The sequence below is a fragment of the Parapedobacter lycopersici genome (assembly GCF_040395035.1).
GTDB classification, from domain to species: Bacteria; Bacteroidota; Bacteroidia; order Sphingobacteriales; family Sphingobacteriaceae; genus Parapedobacter; species Parapedobacter lycopersici_A.
Window position 1 is genome coordinate 109019 of the sequence record NZ_JBEBRB010000001.1, and the last position, 20333, is coordinate 129351.

General features: G+C 50.1%; 21 protein-coding genes and 1 tRNA gene. 10 read left to right on the forward strand and 12 right to left on the reverse strand.

Annotated features, from left to right (window positions below):
• The first annotated feature begins 8 nt into the window (after nucleotides 1-8).
• Entirely contained in the window at nucleotides 9-677 is a 669-nt protein-coding gene (locus tag ABWO75_RS00505; RefSeq protein WP_353181456.1) for a class I SAM-dependent methyltransferase, read from the forward strand.
• 73 nt (nucleotides 678-750) lie between these two features.
• Nucleotides 751-822 (forward strand) — tRNA-Glu (locus tag ABWO75_RS00510).
• A gap of 199 nt (nucleotides 823-1021) precedes the next feature.
• Here ABWO75_RS00510 and ABWO75_RS00515 read toward each other — a convergent pair.
• A complete protein-coding gene (locus ABWO75_RS00515; protein ID WP_353181458.1) occupies nucleotides 1022-1174 on the reverse strand; it encodes a hypothetical protein in 153 nt (50 codons plus the stop codon).
• An 835-nt stretch (nucleotides 1175-2009) separates the two neighbouring features.
• Between ABWO75_RS00515 and ABWO75_RS00525 the strand changes: the two genes are divergently transcribed.
• Both ABWO75_RS00525 and ABWO75_RS00530 read left to right on the forward strand, forming a co-directional pair.
• Nucleotides 2010-2387: a DoxX family protein gene (locus tag ABWO75_RS00525; protein ID WP_353181460.1), complete on the forward strand. Its 378-nt coding sequence runs from the start codon at nucleotides 2010-2012 to the stop codon at nucleotides 2385-2387.
• A gap of 13 nt (nucleotides 2388-2400) precedes the next feature.
• Complete coding sequence (locus tag ABWO75_RS00530) at nucleotides 2401-2964, forward strand: DUF4256 domain-containing protein (RefSeq protein ID WP_353181462.1); 564 nt, start codon at nucleotides 2401-2403, stop codon at nucleotides 2962-2964.
• Between the two features lie 141 nt (nucleotides 2965-3105).
• Here the strand turns inward: ABWO75_RS00530 and ABWO75_RS00535 are convergent, their stop codons facing one another.
• From ABWO75_RS00535 to ABWO75_RS00565, 7 genes are all read right to left on the reverse strand, one after another.
• Nucleotides 3106-3432 (reverse strand): YegP family protein, encoded by a 327-nt coding sequence (locus tag ABWO75_RS00535; protein WP_353181464.1) that lies wholly within the window; start codon nucleotides 3430-3432, stop codon nucleotides 3106-3108.
• An 87-nt stretch (nucleotides 3433-3519) separates the two neighbouring features.
• A complete protein-coding gene (gene pgl, locus ABWO75_RS00540) occupies nucleotides 3520-4245 on the reverse strand; it encodes a 6-phosphogluconolactonase (RefSeq protein WP_353181466.1) in 726 nt (241 codons plus the stop codon).
• 10 nt (nucleotides 4246-4255) lie between these two features.
• Complete coding sequence (gene zwf, locus ABWO75_RS00545) at nucleotides 4256-5758, reverse strand: glucose-6-phosphate dehydrogenase (RefSeq protein WP_353181468.1); 1503 nt, start codon at nucleotides 5756-5758, stop codon at nucleotides 4256-4258.
• 35 nt (nucleotides 5759-5793) lie between these two features.
• Nucleotides 5794-7206: an NADP-dependent phosphogluconate dehydrogenase gene (gene gnd, locus ABWO75_RS00550; RefSeq protein ID WP_353181470.1), complete on the reverse strand. Its 1413-nt coding sequence runs from the start codon at nucleotides 7204-7206 to the stop codon at nucleotides 5794-5796.
• A 38-nt stretch (nucleotides 7207-7244) separates the two neighbouring features.
• A complete protein-coding gene (locus ABWO75_RS00555) occupies nucleotides 7245-7691 on the reverse strand; it encodes an RpiB/LacA/LacB family sugar-phosphate isomerase (protein WP_353181472.1) in 447 nt (148 codons plus the stop codon).
• Between the two features lie 223 nt (nucleotides 7692-7914).
• Nucleotides 7915-10095, reverse strand: coding sequence for an outer membrane protein assembly factor BamB family protein (locus ABWO75_RS00560; protein ID WP_353181474.1), 2181 nt, complete (start codon nucleotides 10093-10095; stop codon nucleotides 7915-7917).
• 32 nt (nucleotides 10096-10127) lie between these two features.
• Entirely contained in the window at nucleotides 10128-11492 is a 1365-nt protein-coding gene (locus tag ABWO75_RS00565; RefSeq protein ID WP_353181475.1) for an enolase C-terminal domain-like protein, read from the reverse strand.
• Between the two features lie 231 nt (nucleotides 11493-11723).
• On the opposite strand from ABWO75_RS00565, the gene ABWO75_RS00570 reads away from it, so the two are divergent.
• A complete protein-coding gene (locus tag ABWO75_RS00570) occupies nucleotides 11724-11918 on the forward strand; it encodes a hypothetical protein (protein ID WP_353181477.1) in 195 nt (64 codons plus the stop codon).
• Between the two features lie 110 nt (nucleotides 11919-12028).
• Here ABWO75_RS00570 and ABWO75_RS00575 read toward each other — a convergent pair whose 3' ends face one another.
• The 4 genes from ABWO75_RS00575 to ABWO75_RS00590 all read right to left on the reverse strand — a co-directional run bounded on the left by ABWO75_RS00575 (nucleotide 12029) and on the right by ABWO75_RS00590 (nucleotide 15626).
• Nucleotides 12029-12667: a beta/alpha barrel domain-containing protein gene (locus tag ABWO75_RS00575; protein ID WP_353181479.1), complete on the reverse strand. Its 639-nt coding sequence runs from the start codon at nucleotides 12665-12667 to the stop codon at nucleotides 12029-12031.
• A gap of 76 nt (nucleotides 12668-12743) precedes the next feature.
• Nucleotides 12744-13739, reverse strand: a complete 996-nt coding sequence (locus tag ABWO75_RS00580; protein WP_353181481.1) for a PfkB family carbohydrate kinase — start codon at nucleotides 13737-13739, stop codon at nucleotides 12744-12746.
• 88 nt (nucleotides 13740-13827) lie between these two features.
• Nucleotides 13828-15018: a trans-sulfuration enzyme family protein gene (locus ABWO75_RS00585; protein WP_353181483.1), complete on the reverse strand. Its 1191-nt coding sequence runs from the start codon at nucleotides 15016-15018 to the stop codon at nucleotides 13828-13830.
• A 227-nt stretch (nucleotides 15019-15245) separates the two neighbouring features.
• Complete coding sequence (locus ABWO75_RS00590) at nucleotides 15246-15626, reverse strand: DoxX family membrane protein (RefSeq protein ID WP_353181485.1); 381 nt, start codon at nucleotides 15624-15626, stop codon at nucleotides 15246-15248.
• A 298-nt stretch (nucleotides 15627-15924) separates the two neighbouring features.
• On the opposite strand from ABWO75_RS00590, the gene ABWO75_RS00595 reads away from it, so the two are divergent.
• From ABWO75_RS00595 to ABWO75_RS00615, 5 genes are all read left to right on the forward strand, one after another.
• Nucleotides 15925-16359 (forward strand): RrF2 family transcriptional regulator, encoded by a 435-nt coding sequence (locus ABWO75_RS00595; protein WP_353181487.1) that lies wholly within the window; start codon nucleotides 15925-15927, stop codon nucleotides 16357-16359.
• Nucleotides 16360-16405: 46 nt separating this feature from the next.
• A complete protein-coding gene (locus ABWO75_RS00600; RefSeq protein ID WP_353181489.1) occupies nucleotides 16406-18529 on the forward strand; it encodes a cbb3-type cytochrome c oxidase subunit I in 2124 nt (707 codons plus the stop codon).
• 12 nt (nucleotides 18530-18541) lie between these two features.
• Nucleotides 18542-19543 carry a cytochrome c gene (locus tag ABWO75_RS00605; protein ID WP_353181491.1) on the forward strand — a complete coding sequence of 334 codons (1002 nt, stop codon included), beginning with the start codon at nucleotides 18542-18544 and terminating at the stop codon, nucleotides 19541-19543.
• Between the two features lie 120 nt (nucleotides 19544-19663).
• Nucleotides 19664-19942 carry a hypothetical protein gene (locus ABWO75_RS00610; RefSeq protein WP_353181493.1) on the forward strand — a complete coding sequence of 93 codons (279 nt, stop codon included), beginning with the start codon at nucleotides 19664-19666 and terminating at the stop codon, nucleotides 19940-19942.
• On the forward strand, nucleotides 19926-20333 hold the full coding sequence (locus ABWO75_RS00615; protein WP_353181495.1) for a cytochrome C: 408 nt from the start codon (nucleotides 19926-19928) through the stop codon (nucleotides 20331-20333). The genes ABWO75_RS00610 and ABWO75_RS00615 overlap by 17 nt, the downstream gene beginning before the upstream one ends.

A 20333-nucleotide genomic window follows, 5' to 3' on the forward strand; every position in this document is an offset into this window, starting at 1 on the left:
CAACTGCAATGGACGAACCAATAGACTACAAAGCAGTAGCAGCCCAATTGGCCAAACCAACTGGAGATACCGGGATCGGGGTAGCCGAGCGTATGAACATCAGCAACGGCGATATGACCCGGCATGCAATTGACCTACTGAATTGCGCGAATGGCGATCGTGTACTGGAAATTGGACCCGGGAACGGACGGTTTGCCGGATATGTATTATCCAAAGGCAGCGACATCCATTATACAGGAGTGGATATCTCCGAAACTATGGTGGAGACGGCCCGGAAAATCAACAAACAGCACGTCGATGCGGGACAGGCGATCTTCGAGTGGACCGATGGCTCGCATTTTCCTTTTGCTGATCACACGTTCGACAGGATATTTACGGTTAATACATTGTATTTTTGGCAAAATCCAACAACACAACTTGCTGCAATCAGAAGGATGCTGAAGCCAAATGGTGTTTTTTGTCTCGCAATAGCCAGCCGGGAATTCATGGAACAACTCCCTTTTACGGCTTATGGCTTTATCCTTTACACGCCGGAAGAAGCGGCGGCGTTATTGCGCAACAGCGGTTTCTTGCTAACGGATACCGTTAGCCGGAACCACCCGACGGTCAGTGCCGCCAAGCGAGAAGTAATCCGCGAAGAAATATTTATCACTGCACATCGCCGTCATAATAGCTAACAGATAGAAAAAAATTATCGAAACCTTTGGAGGGAATGGAATTACTTCTATCTTTGCAGACCGAAAAAAATACGGCCCGTTCGTCTAGGGGTTAGGACGCAAGATTTTCATTCTTGAAACAGGGGTTCGATTCCCCTACGGGCTACATCTAAAACACACAAAAGCCTGCAAGTTTGCGGGCTTTTTTACTTTTAAGCATATAGACTTACAATGATTCCCGAGAAAAGTAAGTCATCAATTATTCTTTTCCTTACTTTTTCGTAAACACAATAAGACAGCAGAAGTACAAGCTAAGCTTATTAACTAATGTTATTTTACTTCGTAACTTTTAAAATGAGTTGGCTCTATTTTCGTTTCAACTGGGCTATAATTCTCAGCAATGACGCCCGGTTCTTAGCTTCATGATAGAAGCGGGGGAGTTTTTCCAGCAAAGTGAAATGCGAGCGGTCTTTGTGCTCCCTCAACCCGGCAGCAATGTACCGTTCTAGGTATTCCAAATGAGCCAAATTATAAGCCCAAAACACCTCGTTTTTAAAGGGATATTGCAGCCATAGCGTTCCATCAAAGTACGCGTGGGCCGGTAGAATCCATTTTCCGGTTGTGCCTAAAAACGATATTTCACCTGAACTTTCACGATTATAACTGCAGCTTAAGCATACCAACCTCGCTCGGTGTGATTCGTAGTCGACTTTTGCAATTGCCTTTAGGGCACACTTTGGACAGCAGACCCAAACTTCTTCCCGGAAATCCGAAAGACGCTTTTTTTGGTCCTGAAAACGATTGGTATCCATGCTAAATAAAAGAATGTAAACTTGTAAGTAGCTAAAATAAGGAGATTCCGAAAGGAAAAAAATACTCGCTTTCGGGTATTTTACCGCTTGTATTCCCGTTCTGCTTTATCAGCCTGCAACTCCTTCCGATGACTTGTCAGGTTGTATCATTCCGGCTTGATCAGAATTAATGCGCGTTCGAATTGCAGCCCAGAAGCAGCATTCGTTAAAAAGGCCGATATCTCCATGCTGCAACTCGTCGATTATAAAAAAAATACAAAAAAAATGCGCAGCTATTTGACTGCATATATATTTGCATTCAAATAGCTGTATGATGGAATTAAGAAGAGATGTATTTCAGGCGATAGCTGACCCTATCCGAAGGGCAATAATTACTTTGATAGCACTTCAGGCCATGACACCCAGTGCTATAGCTGAAAATTTTGGATCATCGCGGCAAACAATAATACACCGTTTGCCGCTCAGCTTGAATTCCTGGATTCTGAAAACTCACGGACGACGCCAACTGAACTAAACACTAATCACGTAAAACAAAGAAATTATGACAAAGCGAAACAAAATCATCTACTGGATCGCCACTTGCTGGTTGGCCCTGGGAATGCTTTCAACCGGAGTCGTGCAATTGATCAAAATGAAAGAGGAGATGGATGCAATGACTCTTCTGGGTTATCCGGCTTACTTACTTAGCATATTGGGTACATGGAAGCTACTTGGTGTTATTGCCATACTTATCCCTAAATTTGCTTTACTTAAAGAATGGGCTTATGCCGGTTTCTTTTTTGCAATGACCGGAGCAATCGTCTCACACTTGATTATTGGAAATGGCGCAAAAGAACTTTTCGGACCTACGTTGTTACTTGTTCTCACCGTCGTTTCCTGGCTTTTTAGACCCGAAGGCAGAAAATTGCAGTTTAATTAAGCATATATAGACAATGAAAAGTACAAAAGAATTGGCACCGACTGTCCGGGAAGACCTGTTGCACATATTGAAACTCCGTTTCGAGAAAAACATGAACCGGCACAAAGGCATGAATTGGGAACAGGTACAGACTAAACTGGAGACCAATACCGAAAAATTATGGTCACTCCATAACATGGAGAACACTGGTGGTGAGCCCGATGTGATTGAACACGACCGGAATACCGGTGAATATATTTTTTACGATTGTTCAGCAGAAAGTCCAAAAGGTCGAAGAAGCCTCTGTTATGACCGCGAAGCACTTGACGCCAGAAAAGCACATAAGCCCGAAAACAGTGCGAAAGATATGGCCGCCGAACTGGGCATCACCCTATTGACCGAAAAACAATATCAACTCCTGCAGCAATTCGGAAAATTCGACACAAAAACGTCAAGCTGGATAGAAACACCGTCAAATGTCAGGGAACTTGGCGGCGCCATTTTTGGCGACTGGCGTTTCGGCCGCGTTTTCATTTATCACAATGGTGCGGACTCTTATTACGCCGCCAGGGGATTCCGCGGACTGTTACGGGTATAATACGGTCCTATAGTAAGTATAGCACCCACCTGACCACCCTATCCCTAAAAGAGCTGACGATATAGGATTAGGAAACGGCAAACCGTTCCCTAATCCTATTCCGGTATCGGGGGGTATCGTTACGTTAATGCACTGGTCTCGTTAAGCCTCTTCTATTCCGGCTTCCGGTGCATTTTTTTTGACAGAGGAGATACCATTATCTCTTCCCGAAGCACTTTCGTACATTTCACTGTTTCCGATGACCTGATGGTTACCGGCCTTTAAGACAAAATAGTGTTTACCGTTGGTCGCCGTTTTCTTCTCATAACGTTCATCCTTGGATGCATTCTCCTTAACCGACTTAATACCATTCTTTAGCGAGGCTTTGGAATTATACATTTCGCTGCTTAAAATGGTTTCACCATTTCCTGCTTTCAGGGCAAAATGAAACTGCCCATTCTTTGCCGTTTTTACAACAAATTTTCCCATAACGATTTAGTTTTATGTCAAAAATAAAAAATTATTTGAGCGGGACAAGGAACTATGAGCTTTTTATTGCGCCATATAAGTGAGGCATCAATGGGTTAGCTTGGACGCGGCCGCCTGATCAACAAACCAGGTGACATCACGAGCATCAATAAGTTGAGCCGGATATACCTGTGGATTGGTCGCCCCTTCCAATACCTGATGCAGAGCTTCCGCTTTATTAGCACCATAGGCAACTACGGCAATTTGCTTCGCATGGTTCACCAATGACACCGTCAGCGTAACGCGATACATTTCCTGTGATGGTAAATAATAAGCGTCCACCCATTTTGCACGTTCATCCAGCACAGCCGTTCCCGGAAACCAGGATGCGGTGTGTCCATCTGCTCCCATGCCCAGTAGGATCAGGTCAAACACGCCTTCGTCTCCCAGGTAGCGTTTCAGCAGCCGCTCATACGCTACTGCAAACTCAATTGCATCCAACTCGTCTGACCACATCGGAAAAACCTGTTCATCAGGCACCGGCACATGGTTAAGCAGTGTTTCAAATGACATTTTCGCATTGCTGCGGCTGTCGGTCAGCGGTACCCACCGCTCGTCCCCCCAGAAAACATATACGTGTTCCCAGGCAACCTGTTCCCGGTAAGGAGTTTTCGCCAGCAACTCATATAATCCGACCGGCGAGGAACCACCCGTAAGCGCTACGGTAAAATGTCCCTTTTCGGCGATAGCCTGTTTCGCTGCTTGTGCAAACAATGCAGCAAGATCAAGATTCAACTCCGGTATTGTTGAAAATTGCTTAATCCGGTTTGCCATAACTTTTGCTTTAAGTATGCATATTCAACGCCCAGACATGACCCTGCCGGGCAATTAATGCCTCTGCACTTTCCGGACCCCAGGTGCCGGCAGCGTAATTGGGAAAATCAAGTGAATCTCTGCTTTCCCAGGCCTCCAATATCGGTGTTATTACGTCCCAGGCCTCTTCCACCTGGTCAGAGCGCATAAACAACGTGGCGTCGCCCCGCATGGCATCCAGCAATAACGTTTCGTATGCTTCGGGAGTCTGTGTAGAACATTTGTCGTAATCAAACACCATTTCCGCCGGATTAAGGCTCATTTCCAATCCGGTTTTCTTCGTGGTAAAACGCAAACGGATATCCATCTGCGGCTGTATATTAATCGTTAACCGATTGGGCATGAGGTTGCCCGCCTGTGCCGGTGAAAAGGTGGAATGAGGTACCGGACGGAATTGAATCGTAATGGAAGAGGTCTTTTCCTGCATCCGCTTCCCTGTCCGTAAATAAAACGGCACCCCCTGCCACCGCCAATTGTCAATGTATAATTGCATGGCGACAAAAGTCTCCGTATTGGAAGAAGGGCTAACGCCGCTTTCCTGCCGGTATGACGGCACCTTTTTGCCGGCTAACCAACCACTATTGTATTGTCCTCTTATGGCATATTGATGTATTTCTTCCGGCTTAAACCTGCGTACCGCGCGCAACACGTCCACTTTGCGGTTACGTATCTCTTCGGCTGCCAATGAAATGGGCGCTTCCATGGCGACCATACACAGCACCTGCAGCAAGTGGTTCTGGATCATGTCGCGAAGCGCACCGGACTGCTCGTAATAACCACCGCGGTCCTCCACGCCCACCTGTTCAGCAACGGTAATCTGGATATAATCAATATAATTTCGGTTCCATAGCGGTTCAAACAACGCATTGGCAAAACGGAAAGCCAGGATATTCTGTACAGTTTCCTTACCCAGGTAATGGTCAATACGGTAAATCTGTTCTTCCTGAAAAGTGTTTCCAAATAATTGGTTTAAGGCTACGGCCGTCTGCTTATTGTATCCAAAAGGCTTTTCAATTACGATACGGTCCTGGGTAGCTTCGTTTGCCAAGGCATATTTACCGATATTCGTTGCCGCCATATCGATAAACTGTGGTGCAATTGATAAATAAAACAGCCGGTTTGCGCGCAGCTTCCATTCGCTGTCCAGCTTAGCAAGGTCCGATCCGAGTTGTTGATACGCTTCCGGGTCGTTAATGTCTGATTTAAGGTAGGAAACCGACGCACTGAACTGTTTCCATTTTTCCTTGTCAGGTACCCCGCTTCTAGAAAACTGCAACAAGCCTTCATGCAGGTGTTCGTGATATGTCTTGTCCGTTAACGGCGTCCGCCCCAATCCAATAATCGCAAATTTATCAGGCATCCACCCTTCCAGGTAGAGGTTGTAAAATGCGGGAATCAGCTTTCTTTTGGCAAGGTCTCCGGTACCGCCAAAAATGATAATGATGGTCGGGGTTATTTTTTTGCCTGCTTTCATGTTCATCACTTTCCAAATAAAACACTATCTATTAATCATCCATTCCACTGTGTGTGGAATACCCCTTCACGGTCAATGCGTTCATATTGATGCGCACCAAAAAAGTCTCGTTGCGCCTGGATCAGGTTAGTCGGCAACGTTTCGCTACGGTAAGCGTCAAAGTAAGCGAGCGCAGACATAAAGGCCGGTACAGGAATCCCTCTGTTTACAGCTTCGGCGACGACGGCACGGATATGTTGCTGCATATTGACAACCCGACGGCCAATTTCGTCATCGAGCAACAGGTTGGGAAGCGCCCGGTCTCGTTGGTAAGCCGCCCTGAAGTCTTCCAGGCAAGCCGCGCGGATGATGCATCCACCACGCCAGATCCGGATGATTTCATCCAATTGCAGCCCATACTGGTAAGCCTCAGATGCAATCCGCAACTGAGCCAGACCCTGAGCATAAATTGCCGTCATCGCAACGTAATATGCATTTTTCACTTGCGCAATAAACTGTTCTTCGAGCAGTGACTCATGTACTACCGGTTTCCAGCGTAACCGCTTTGCCGCCTCCGTACGTTCCGTCTTGAGCTTGGATAAGTCGCGCATAGTCACCGCGGCGTCGATGGTGGGTACAGGTGCCTGTAAGTCCATCGCATTTTGCGACGTCCATTTCCCCGTGCCTTTGGCCTTTGCCCAGTCGGAAATAACATTAACGAGCCGCTGCCCGGTTTCGGTATCAACCTCATTCAACACTTTCGCCGTTATCTCAATTAAAAAGGAATTAAGTTCCGTTTCATTCCAGGCTTCAAACGTCTGCTGCAGCCGGTCATCAGGTAAACCCAGCCCCCTCTTCAATAGATCATATGTTTCCGCAATCAGCTGCATAATCGCATACTCAATACCATTATGCACCATTTTCACGTAGTTTCCTGCAGAACCACTGCCCATGTAAGCCACACACGCATCTCCGTTTACCTTTGCGGCAACGGCTTCAAAAACGGGGCGCAGCCGTTCATACGCACGCCGGTCGCCGCCCGGCATCATGCTTGGTCCGAAACGGGCGCCGTGTTCGCCACCCGAAATACCCATTCCGAAAAAGTGGATCCCCTTCGCTGCCAGTTCCGTTACCCGGCGGTCTGTATCCGTAAAATAAGTGTTGCCGCCATCTACAATGATATCTCCGTTCTCCAGGTAAGGAAGCAACGATGCTATAGCACCATCGACAGGCCCGCCGGCCGGCACCAGCAGCATCAGTGCCCTGGGGTGTTTAAGCGACCCGGCAAACTCCGCTACCGAAGTGGTGCCCATCACCTGTTGATCACGGGTGGCTTCTTTCTCCAGTGAAGTAACCTTTACCGCATCCAGATCCAGACCCGCTACGGCAAAACCATGGTCGGCCATATTCAAGAGTAAATTTCTTCCCATCACACCCAGCCCCACAATACCAAAATCGTATTGACTCATATTATCCTTCTTTAATTGTTTCCATTATGTGAATGTGATCATCGCCGATGTTCCAATGCAATGACTTTCTGCAGCCTACGCTCAAATCGGCCCGTGCCGATATACCGGGCCCGCAGGAAGGTATCGACCAGCTCCCGGATAAGCATCGGGCCGGTAACCCGACCGCCTATACATAAGAGGTTCATGTCATCATGTTCCACGCCCTGACGGGCAGAATACGTGTCTGTAATGAGGGCAGCACGTACGCCGGATATCTTATTGGCAGCAATGGATACACCCACCCCGCTTCCACAGATAGCAATACCCCGCTCAACCGTCTTGCTGGCAATCGCTTCTGCCAATGGCACCACAATATCTGGGTAATCGTCATCAGGGTCCGGTGTCATTGCACCGAAATCAATCACTTCGTATTGCTTATTTAACTCAGCTATCACAGCCTGTTTCTGTTCAAAACCGGCATGGTCGGCCGCTATGCCTATTTTCATATTGCTAACAGTGGAGATTATCCGTTCGTCTTATTCGTTTTCCCGACAAATAATACTTGAAGATAAGCAAAAAAGTTTTGCCTTGCTTCCATCCTGGACGCCGTCTTTCCAGTCACTCGGTTAATTTACATTATCCGGACGCAAATATAACGACGTTAGATGACTGTATCGTGGCTTCGGATAAACGATTTATAGATATTCCGTTGCGCCTCCGAACGGGAGATCATTTAAGTGCAAATGCAATGTAATTCCCCCCCAGCTTCGCACCTCTTGCCCCGCCTGCGGCAATAACCACGTATTGCCGGCCATCCACTTCATAAGTAATCGGTGTCGCAAATCCGCCCGCCGGCAGCTGGTATTCCCAAAGCACCTTTCCTGTTTTTTTATCAAATGCGCGGATCCGCTCATCCCTTGTGCCGGCAATAAAAATCAGTCCGCTGGCCGTAACCACCGGTCCGCCGTAATTTTCCGTACCCGTAACGGGAACGCCCTTCGCTGTCAGTTCCGGATATTCGCCCAGCGGAACCCGCCACACGTATTCACCGGTATTCAGGTCAATGGCATTCAGTGTTCCCCAGGGTGGCTTCACCCCCGGGTAACCGTCCTGATCCGTCAGTCGTTCCCACACTTTTTTAACATAACGTGGCTTAAAGCCGAAAGGCTGTCGCTCCGCCGTCTGTTCACTACTTTCCACGCGCTTTCCGTCGCCTGTACGCGGACGGGCGGCATCGGGATTAAGCAAATAATCAACAATCCGTTCACGGTCACCTTCGGGAAGATGTCCGAATGAGGGCATGCGCCCCGTTCCCGCGGCAATCAACGCCTTCAGCTGACCTGCCGAAAGCTTACCGCCAATGTCCCGGAGCGAAGGAAACTCCAATCCGTTGCCCCGGCGGTCAGCGCCGTGGCATGACGCACAGTTAACCGCATACAGCGCATGTCCTTCCGATAATTTAGCGGTCTGTGCGTTGAGCGTTGCCGTATCCACCATCTGGAGCAGCCATGGATCGTTATTCGAGTTGACATACAATATGCCTTCCGGGTCCGTAGCATTACCGCCCCACTCGGCCCCACCGCTGTAACCAAACAGGATCGTCCCCTCCACGCTGGGCGGGGTATACTTGTGGTCGGTCCGGTATTTCAGGTACCGTTCCCGGATATAGGCGTGCGATTCGGGGGAAATGTCGGTGATATCATCCTCCGTAAAAACCTGATGGGCAAAAGGGGCCGGCTTGAGCGGGAATTTCTGTGTGGGATAGGGCTGTTCACCCGGCAGGCCGGCGGTGGGCACCGGTCGTTCCTCCACCGGAAAAAGCGGCTCGCCGCTGTCCCTGTCGAGCACATAAACCAGCCCGTCCTTGGTTGCCTGCGCTACCGCATCCACCAGTTTTCCGTTATGTCTTACCGTTACCAGGTTCGGCTGGCTCGGAATATCCCGGTCCCACAGGTCGTGGCGGATGGTCTGATAATACCATTTGAGCTTCCCGGTTTCCGCATCCAGCGCAACGATACTGTTGGAAAAGAGGTTGGCGCCAGGGCGGTCGCCGCCATAAAAGTCCGAAGCAGGGGAGCCCGTACCAAAATACACCGTGCCCCGCGACTCGTCCACCACCATTCCCGGCCAGCTATTCACGCCGCCGATCCGCTGGTAAGCATCAGGGGGCCAGGTATCGTATCCAACCTCGCCGGGATGCGGCACGGTATGGAATACCCATAGCAGCTTTCCGGTTACCACATCGAAACCCCGCACATAACCCGGTGCTGCATTTCCGTCCTCCGATACCGAGGAGCCCATCACCAGCACGTCTTTGTAGATCACACCGGGACTTGTCGCATTGACGTTAAGTCCCGAAACCTCACGGTCGAGCCCGTCATCCAGCCCCTGGTAAAGGCTTACCGCGCCACCGGTACCGAAACCCTCCACCAGTACGCCGCGGTCGGCATCAACCGCATAGAGGTTAGGGCCAACGGTATACAATATGCGCCGGTCGTTTCCGCGCTCCCAGTATACCACACCGCGGTTTACGTGTATCCGCTTTTCAGGCGGGTCGAATTTCCAGCGCAATTCTCCCGTGGCCGCATCCACCGCAAACAGCTTCAGTCCCGGAGTTGTGCCATATAGCACGCCCCGAACCACAATCGGCTGGGTTTGAATCTGCAGGGCACGGGGTTCCTTACCGGGTTCGGGCGTTTCAGCTGCATCAAACATCCATGCAACCTCCAGCTGGCCTACGTTGTCCGGGGTAATCTGCGTCAGCGGCGAATACCGGTTCCCGGCCTTATTGCCCCCGTAAACCGGCCAGTCTGTCCCAGTCTTATAATCATAAGCCGTGCCGCTTCCCGTACAGTTTATGTATAGCACACCTGTTGCCAGCAGGCATGCTATGAGTCCATTCCGCATCATGCTAATATTCGTATTGAGAGTTGTCAAATCCCTTAAGGCCGGATGATTGTACCGTCTCCTTTGCGGATCGTCCACCGAGAGCGGGTGCCGATCGGATATTTCGCCGCTTCCTTCTCATTGATATCCACACCCAGTCCCGGTTTGTCACTCAGTTGGAAGTATCCATTCTCAATGACCGGAGTGCCCGGCAGTACCTCATGAACCCGCTCGTTGAAAAACTGGGACTCCTGGATGCCAAAATTCCAAACTGCGGCGTTGATTGCGTTATTTGCCGCATGTCCAACCGGAGAAGTATCTCCCGGTCCGTGCCATGCCGTCTTCACGTTAAACCATTCGCCCAGCCGGGCCACTTTCATCGCCGGTGTAATGCCTCCGATCTGCGAAATGTGAATCCGTATATAGTCAAAAAGCTGGTCCTTCATGTAGTCCCGGAACTCATTGATATTATTGAACAATTCGCCCATCGCCAACGGAACCGTCGTCGATGCTCGGAGCTGCCGGAACCAGCCCATATTCTCAGGCGAAAACGGATCCTCAATGAAAAATGGCCGGTACTCTTCCAGACGCTTGATCATATTGATCGCATCCATCGGCTCCACGCGCTCGTGGACGTCATGGCACAGTTCCAGTTTCTCCCCAAACCGCTTCCTTACTGCTTCAAACATCTTGGGAACCGTTTCCAGATAAGACCGTTGGTCCATGTACTCATCGCTCTCCTTACCGTAGCCCGCCGCCCGGAAATCCGGAACATAGTCCTTGTCGAGCCCCACACCTCCGTATGCACCCAGCTGGATCCGCACATGCCGGAAACCGCGCTCCACATACCCCGCAACATTATCGCAAACTTCTTCGATATCCCGTCCGCTTGCGTGTGCGTAAGTATCAATCGCAAACCGTGTTTTACCACCCAGAAGCTGGTATACCGGTACACCAAGACGCTTGCCTTTAATATCCCAAAGTGCCTGGTCCAGGCCCGAAAGCGCATTGTTCAGCACCGGCCCGTTCCGCCAGTACGAACTTACATATGCCGCCTGCCACATGTCTTCGATGTTATCCACATCACGTCCCTGGCAGAATTCGTTTAAATAAATATCAATCGCTGGCACCACTACCGCGGCTCGCTGGGTAAATGTAGCACAGCCAAGTCCGTAAAGACCCGGCTCGCTGGTTTCAACCTTTACAATCACCAGGTTTGCCCCACCGGGGGCCGTCGTAATTGCCCGCACACGCGTGATCGTAACCGGTGCCGCACCGCGCGCATATTGTGGCGTCAGCCGGTCCATACCACGCGCCTCACCCATACCCATGAGTCCAAATGCACCCGCAGCCGAGCCCAGGCCCAGTAGCTTTAGCATCTCCCGCCGATTCGATAATGTCTGTTTCGCTTTAGATTCCATAATTGTTATTTTAAGTGTTCATATTCAAAGTCGTATTTGCGGCAACAGCTAACAAACCTGATAACCGCCAATTGCGAACCCCTGCAACTGATGATACCTACTGGCCATTAAAAACTCCTGCGATAAAAAGTGGTTCGGCGAATCAGCAATCCGCCTAATTTGGCAGTTTCCTGTGAAACCCTCACCAATATTACGGATTAATTGCTAATAAAAGCACGGTTTATCCAAAAAATGACCCATATAATTCCTCCGGTTGATATTACGCGGCACAGACAGGCACTGACCCGTGCGGCGGATCTGTATGTTCTCAATATTCACTATTGCAGTTTAGATAACGGACTTGCATTTTACATTAATCGGCAGAAAAAGAAAACGCAGGTTACCTATAGCTCGGTTGGCAGGGAGAGTGGTACACTGCCGCATTGACCGTTTCATTTTTAATGCTCGGCACATCGGTAGTAACCAAAAGAAAAGGCTATCTTTTCTTATCGATAGCCTTTTATCTTGTTTTGCTGCTGGGACTGGCCTGATCCGGCCTATTTCACCCAGCCCATTAATTGTCCGGCACGTGCTGCCAGCCAGTCGTAACCCGCAGCACCATCCGGTTGGGCAAATAACTTGGATCCCATGCCCACAGCACTGACACCCGCTTCAAACCATTCGGAAATATTCTGTTGGTCTGGGCTCACTCCGCCGGTCGGCATAAAACGCATCGTGGGGAAAAGCGGCTTAATCGCTTTTAAAAACTTCGTGCCCAAAGTATCACCGGGAAACAGTTTTACCAATGGCGCGCCAAGGTCTTCCGCCAGACTGATCTCCGTCGGTGTCATGCAGCCCGGTATCCACAATACGTTTTGCTGTAAGGTTACCTCCGCGATTTCTCTTTTAACCACCGGACTGACGATAAAATCAGCCCCGGCCTTCAGGTATTGCGTTGCTGTGGCGGCATCCTTAATCGTGCCTATTCCCAGTTTCAGCTCCGGGAGATTCGCATTCCGGAATTCAAGCAAATGCCCAAAATTATCCAGCGCATTGGCACCCCGGTTTACAAATTCAAAAACCCGAATCCCTCCCTCATAGCACGCATTAACCACATCGATACACGTTTGCGGGTTATCGTGGTAATAAACCGGCAATACCGGATAGGCAAGAATATGATCAAGTATTTTTTCCATTATGTTTTGCTTTATGCGATACACGCCGGGCCTAAGCTGTTCTACTGCTTCCCTTTCGCGTACGGCTACTGTTAATTTATATTTCCCCGTCTCCGAAATCTCCTTTTACAAACAACTTCTTAAATCCGGCGGAAGTTGCCGTATCCACAATTTCCTGACCCGGTTTCCCCGCCGTAAGCGCATAAATAAGTCCCGCCATAAATGCGTCACCGCTGCCAATACGGTCTACCACTTCATTCGTCTCGTGGATCGTCGAAATAAAATTGCTTTCCCTGTCGTGGTATGTACCGTACAGCAGGTTGTGAGTCGGAGAGTCCATAAAACGGAAGGTATAAGCAACATGCTTACACCGTGGGATAAGGTCAAAGATTTCGCGTGCCGACTGTGTCGCGTGCTCAAAATAAACGTCGGCAGGGGTATCCCTGCCCAGCGTTTCCAGCACTGCGGTGCCCAGCATTTTATTTGCCGCCCAAATATTCCCCATCACCACGTCGCAGTATTGCAGCAGGTCAGGCATAACCTCAATGGGCTGCTTACCGTAATTCCAAAGCTTATTGCGGTAGTTAAGATCGACAGACACAGTCAGCCCTTTCCGTTGGGCAGTCGCCAATGCTTCTTTGCAGACTTCTGCCAACGCGGTATTCAACGCAGGGGTAAGCGCACTCCAGTGAAACCAGGTATAGCCTTCGAGCACACGGTCCCAGTCGATCATACCGGGCTCCAGTTGACTAAGCGCGGAATACTTGCGGTCGTACACCACTTCGCCTTTTGATAGTCCGTTGGCGGAAAGCAGGAAGTACAGCCCCAGGCGATCGCCTTCAAGCAGACAGGGCGTGGTATCCACACCCAGTTTATGGAGTACCTGTATCACCTGTTTTGATAATTCGTTATCCGGGATTCGACTCATGTAACTGCATCGTAGTCCCCATTGGCCGAGCGAGGCCGCGACATTGGCTTCAGACCCTCCCGGGAAAACCGTCACCCCATTACCCTCACCTAAAAAAGTCTCGCCGGCCGAGCTCAGTCGAAGCAGCAGCTCGCCAAACGACAGTATGTTATGTTGTTCATTCATGATCGGAAAATTGGGTGGCTAATATACGAAAATAGCCATATTCCGGGGAATTACGCTTAATAAATATCAGGATAAAGCGGTCTTGTCACTAATCGTTTACATATTGGAAAGCCTGCGCAAAATCCGCGATCAGGTCATCGATATGTTCTATGCCCACGGAAATCCGCAATAAGCCTTCGTTAATCCCTGCCCGCTCCTTCTCCTGCTTGGAGTGGTGCTTCCCCCACATGCTGGCCGGGTGCACAATCAGCGACTCTACACCACCCAGGCTGGCCGCATTCGCAAAGATCTTCAATTGACGGAGTATGTTCTGTGCACGGTGGAACTGCTGTTGCTCATCCTTTCCATCCACCTCAATACAAAGCATTCCGGTAAAACCCCTCATTTGGGTCTTAGCCAATTCATGCTGCGGATGCGAGGGAAGTCCGCTATAAATGACGCGCCGGACCAGCGGTTGTTGTTCAAGCCACTGCGCCAATTGCAGCGCATTTTCATTAATCTGACGTACACGCATGGCGAGCGTGCGCAGCCCCCGGAGCAATAACCAGGTATCAAACGGTGCCAGCGCACCGCCGAATGAAAGCAGTTTTTTCCAGGCAATATTAATCGCTTCCGTTGTACCGCAGATGACGCCCGCTGTAAGATCGCTGTGCCCGCCGAGGTATTTTGTCGCGCTGTGCACCACGATGTCAATCCCGAAATCGCCCGGCCGCTGGTTGATGGGACTCGCGAAGGTATTGTCGCAGATCGTCGTAATGCCATTCCCTCTTGCCAATGTACCCACGAAAGCCAGGTCGGTTATGGCCAGATTCGGATTGGATGGTGTTTCCAGATAAATCAGGGTGGTATTTTCGCGGATTGCTTCCCGGAAAGAATTATTGTCACGTTGGTCGGCATAGGATACCGATATCCCAAATTGCGGCAAAACTTCCCGAAGAAATATGCCGGCGGCCGAATAATGGGACAGCTGGGCAACCACATGGTCACCCGCTTTGACTATCGACAGGATTGCGGTACTGATGGCCGCCATGCCGGTGGCCGTCAACAGCGCAGCCTCCTTGCCCTCCAGCCTGGCTAACAGCTCGGCCGTCTGGCTGCTGACCGGATTGCCATGCCGCTGATAGAAATGCGGGTACCTCGGCGCAGTAGCTGCTTCAATGAATTCATCCACCCCCGGCGGGGCATAATAGGTTGCGGTTTGGTAAATTGGAGGTACTACAGAACGGGATGTATTAAATGCATTACCCGAATGGATTAAATCCGTTTCAATATGGTTCATGCTGTTTGAAATTTGATAAGGCTAAGGTAAGGAGATCTTCGGCGAAAACAAATATACCGGCAATGAAACCGGCCCGATGGATGTCCCTTTCCGCCTTCCGAAACCATAGGCAACTCCGGGATGGAACGCACTGCGGCTATCCCTGATGAAATAGCCGCAGCAATAGTACCCGCCCCCCTGTATAACGGGATGAAATGCCTTTTAATGTGTTCTGTGTAGTGGTCCTGTTATTTGCTGATCATTGGCAGGTACTTCCGGCGGTTCTCAATAATGACCCAGATATTAGTGGCCATAATAAACAGCGCAACCGGTAATCCCGATGGTGCTACGGTTGAATGTACGCACAGCACGCCAACTGTAATGGGCAGGATGACAATGGCCCCAAGTGCCCGGGACCTTGCCGGGATAAAAAGCACGCCGCCGATAATTTCGATGGCGGCCACCAACGGCATCAGCCAGCTGACTTCCATCAGTGCCATGCTGTCCTTGATCAGCTCTTCCGGCAGGTCAGGGGGTACCGGCATGTAATTAAAAATTTTGTTCAATCCCGAGTTGATGTAACCCAATCCGAATAAGAGACTCAGTACAAATAAAATTTTCGCTTTCATCGTGTTCATTTTTAACGTTTATAATTGTTCAATAATAAAATATATTCCTCAATCATCTTTTCCTTCTCATCGTCTTTCTGCCTTGGCTAAAACAAAATTCCTGATAAAATCCGACAGTGGGGTGGTGTGAAAGTGTCATCTTTGAGGGGTTATCACGACAAAATACTGCCATTGATGCAATATCCTCCCGAATAAGTAATAAACACCTGTTTTCAGTCCGGAAGGGCTGCCAAAAAAATAAAAGAGTTTTTTGTCTTTTATTAAAATAACATTACTTTTGTACCATAAACAAACGTGAATGTTCTCTAAAACCTGCGAGTATGCAATAAGGGCTGTGATCTTCATCGCACGCGAGTCGAAAGACGGACGGCGTGTCGGTGTCCGGGAAATCGCCCAAGGCATCGGTTCACCGGTATATTTCATCGCCAAAATTCTGCAGGAGCTCAGTAAAAAGGGGATTATCCAGTCGCTGAAAGGTCCCACCGGCGGATTCTATATGGACGGACAATCACTTGATTATACGTTAGCCGATATCGTGGTGGCCATTGACGGCGATAAACTGCTCACCGGCTGCGCGCTCGGGCTAAACGAATGTTCGGAGAAACGGCCCTGTCCCCTGCACTTTGAATTCAGGCATATCCGAAAGGAACTGCACGCACTGCTGGCGCGGACAAAACTGAGTGAATTACAGGATAAATTTGATGCCTCCATCTTTTATCTGGGCAGTAAGTAAAATTTTTTGAATTAATAAAAGACAAAAAGGTATTAATATCGTTTTTATGACACTTTACAACAAAGCAAACCTATCCCTGGTTGGCGTTACATTGCAGGTACCCAATATTTATTCATTGCAGCTCGGCTGGTCCGAGTTGGCAATGGGTGCACTCGTCGTTATGCTCCTGGTACTGCTTGGGGTACTGTTATCGTTATACCGGCGGGTTACTGCCATCCGTAACAGCATCCAGGGTGGGTTTGATATCCGGATCAGACGCCAGCTCAGCCAGCTCAACGGCCGCCAGCTGGACATCGTGCTGCAACACAAAAAACAGGGTGGTCAAAAACGGGGTACCCTCGCAGCATCGGGAAAGGCGGTGCTTCTGATGATGGCGTTACTGGCCGGCCTCCCTGCGTGGGCGCAGCCCGACGGTGCTGCTTCGGGTATTGCCTGGGGTAGTGCCGGCATTGTCATCACCCTTGTACTTATACTCATTCCTGTACTCTGCGGCCTCGTTTTAATGGTTGTGAAGATCCGGCGGACACTAACCCGCTACCAACGCCGGCAGCACAGTGCATTGGCCGATGAATTGGCCCAGTACCTGGATGGACTAACAAAAAGCGAAGAACTGGATCAGTTGACCAGACGGAAGTCGGCGCTGGACTACCAGCTGACAAATACCGAACTCGCCGGCAACAGCGACGTACACGACAGGCGGGGCCTGGTAGCTTCTGCGAGCAGCGACGTGAATTTGCCCATTGCCGCGCCAAAAAAACGGGCGGTACGACGGCCCAATATAGACAGTAACCTGGCCAAACTGGTGCTGTGGTACATCGGCACCTCAGCATTCTGGCTACTATTCGGTACAACGGTTGGCCAATACCTCGGCATCAAATTTCTCGCACCGGATGCCGATCAGCTAAGCTGGCTGAGTTTTGGCCGGCTCCGTCCGGTACACACCAATGCGGTATTCTGGGGATGGGCATCACTGGGCATGCTGGGATTGGGTTACTACATCGTACCCCGGGTAAGTAATACGCCCATCGCAAACCTTCGGCACGGCTGGCTCTCGCTGATCCTGATCAACGTTACGGTTGTACTGGGTACCGTCAGCCTCATGGCAGGTATCAACAATGGCGGTGGCGAATATCGCGAATATATCTGGCCGGTCATGCTCCCGTTTGCTGTAGCGTTGGTGCTAACCCTGACGAATTTCCTAAAAACCGTTGCCCGCCGGAAAACTACGGAAATCTACATCTCCAACTGGTATATGATTTCGGCCATCATTTTCACGATTGTCATTGCGCTGGTGGCTTATCTTCCTTTTTGGCAGAATGGTCTCGGGGAAATTATTGTACAGGGCTACTACATGCACCAGGGCGTAGGTATGTGGTTTATGCTTTTTACACTGGGCATTGTATATTACTTCCTGCCGCAGCAGCTTAATAAACCGATCTACTCCTACAGCCTCGGCATCCTCGCTTTCTGGACGCAGATTTTATTTTATACGCTGATTGGCACCCACCACTTCATCTTCAGCGCCATTCCATGGTGGCTGCAGACGGTAGCCATCGTGGGCAGTGCGGGTATGGCCATTCCAGTAGTGGCCGGCACCACCAATTTCCTGATGACATTCAAAGGCGCTTGGTATAAAGTAAAAGACAGCTACACGCTTCCTTTCTTCCTGGCTGGTATTATCTTCTATTTTACCGGTTCCATGCAGGGTACGGCTGAAGCGTTCCGATACACCAACCTCATCTGGCATTTCACCGACTTTACGGTGGCCCACTCGCACCTCACCATGTACGGCATTATCTCGTTCCTCCTCTGGGGAAGCATGTATGCCGTAGTGCCGCGCCTCACGGGTCAGGAACCTCCCCAGCTCACCGTTGGGGCTCATTTCTGGTTCTCGCTCATCGGCCTGATGTTCTATACCGTACCGCTCATGTATGGCAGCTCCTTACGCGGCCTGATGTGGATGGACGGAAAGCCGTTTATCGACAGCGTGGTGCTGATGGCTCCCTATTGGCTGTGGCGGGCCATCGGAGGCACGCTGATGTGGCTCTCACACCTGCTGTTCGCCTATAATCTTTACAAAATGTACAGCACAGACAAGCAATCGAACATCGTCGAAGAAGCACTCGAAAAACTGACCGGTAATGACGCTCAGGTCACGCAAACAAAGTAATGATAAGCACCCATGGAATTTTTCAACAACCATACTAAACTCTTCACCACCGCCTTTCTCTTCTTTGCGATACTTACGCTGTTCGTGGTGATTATCCCCGCCATTAGCAACCAACAGCGCAATGCCGAACTGCCGAATGCGGTACCGCTCAGCGAAGATGCCCGGAAGGGCAAGGAACTGTTCATCGCCAACGGTTGTGTCGCCTGTCATACGCAACAAGTGCGCAACGTGGATATGGACAGCCGTTGGGGAAGCCGGCCGGGCATCGCCGCCGACTATGCGGGCATGAAGCGAATGGATATCTGGCGCAATACGGCAACGCTCGCCGGCACTGAGCGCACCGGTCCGGACCTCACCGATGTAGGCAACAGGCAACCGAGTCTCGACTGGAACCTGGTTCACCTCTATAATCCACGGATTGTGGTCATGGAATCTATTATGCCAGCTTATCCCTGGTTATTTGAATATAAAACCGTGCTTTCAAAAGGAGACGTGGCTGTCACCGTACCCGAAGCCTTTCTCAACGGGAAGGAAGGAAAAGTAGTAGCAAAAAAAGAGGCCCTGCAGCTCGTCGCATACCTGCAATCATTGAAACAGGTGGAATTACCGGGAGAAAGCCCGACGCCCCAGTTCCTCTATAAAAGAGAAGCGGACGCAACAGACAGTTCCGGCGGAACCACCGTGGGTGCCGATGGTGCCCTACTTTACGCCAATAACTGCCAGGCATGCCACCAGGCCGACGGAAAAGGGCTGGCCGGCGCATTTCCCTCACTGGCCGGCAGCCCGGTAGTAACGGGCAACGATCTGTCGCTGTACGTAGACATTATCATGAACGGTTATGACGCACGGCCGGAATATGGTGCCATGCCGGGTGTGGGTACAATGATGGGCTTTTCCGCCGAGGAAGTTGCAGCCATTATTAATCATGAACGGACCAGCTGGGGCAACGGCGGCAAACAGGTGACGGCGGAAGAAGTACAGGAAATTTTAACCCTATTGGAAACCGCGAATTAAGCTGCGACTGTCATGTACGGCAACAAAAACTCACATACAGATGAAACCTGCAGAAAATACCCATTACACCAAAGACATGAGTAATTCACGCAAGATTCATTGCCTTTAAAAGTAAATCAAATGAAAAAAAGAATATATACCCTACTGAGTCTGATGCTTCCCACCCTTACCGGGTTGGCATGCCCGGTGTGTGAAAGGCAGCAGCCGAAACTGTTCCAGGGAATAACCCACGGCGCAGGGCCAGCCAGCGATTGGGACTACCTGATTATCGCCATTATGGTGGCAATCGTTGTCTTTACGCTCTATTTCTCCGTTAAGATGCTGGTACGGCCGGGAGAAAACAAGCCGAATCATATTAAACATACCATATTAACTTTGGAAGATGGCAGCGAAAAGTAAAGTCATAATCTACATCGATGACGAGCCCAACCCCATCGCGGCTTTCGATACCCCGGTTAATTTCGAACTGGATACCCGGAAGCTGGTTGATGGCCTGCACGAGCTCACCATCATCAGTAAGGATCCGACCGGCAAGGAAGGAATCCGCAAAGTTCCTTTTGAAGTACGGAATGGACCTGCCATCAGCATCGAGGGCATCCGGGAAAACGCCGTGGTGGACGGTATTGTGCCACTCATGATCAATGCATACGGCAAAGGCGATCAGAAGGACTTTCTGATCTCAGGGAGTGAAACTCCCCAGAGCATACCTGCCTGGGTATGGATTTTGATTATTGGTTTTGCAGGGTGGGCATTATTCTATCTATTTAGGTATTTTGCAATGCCGCTATAA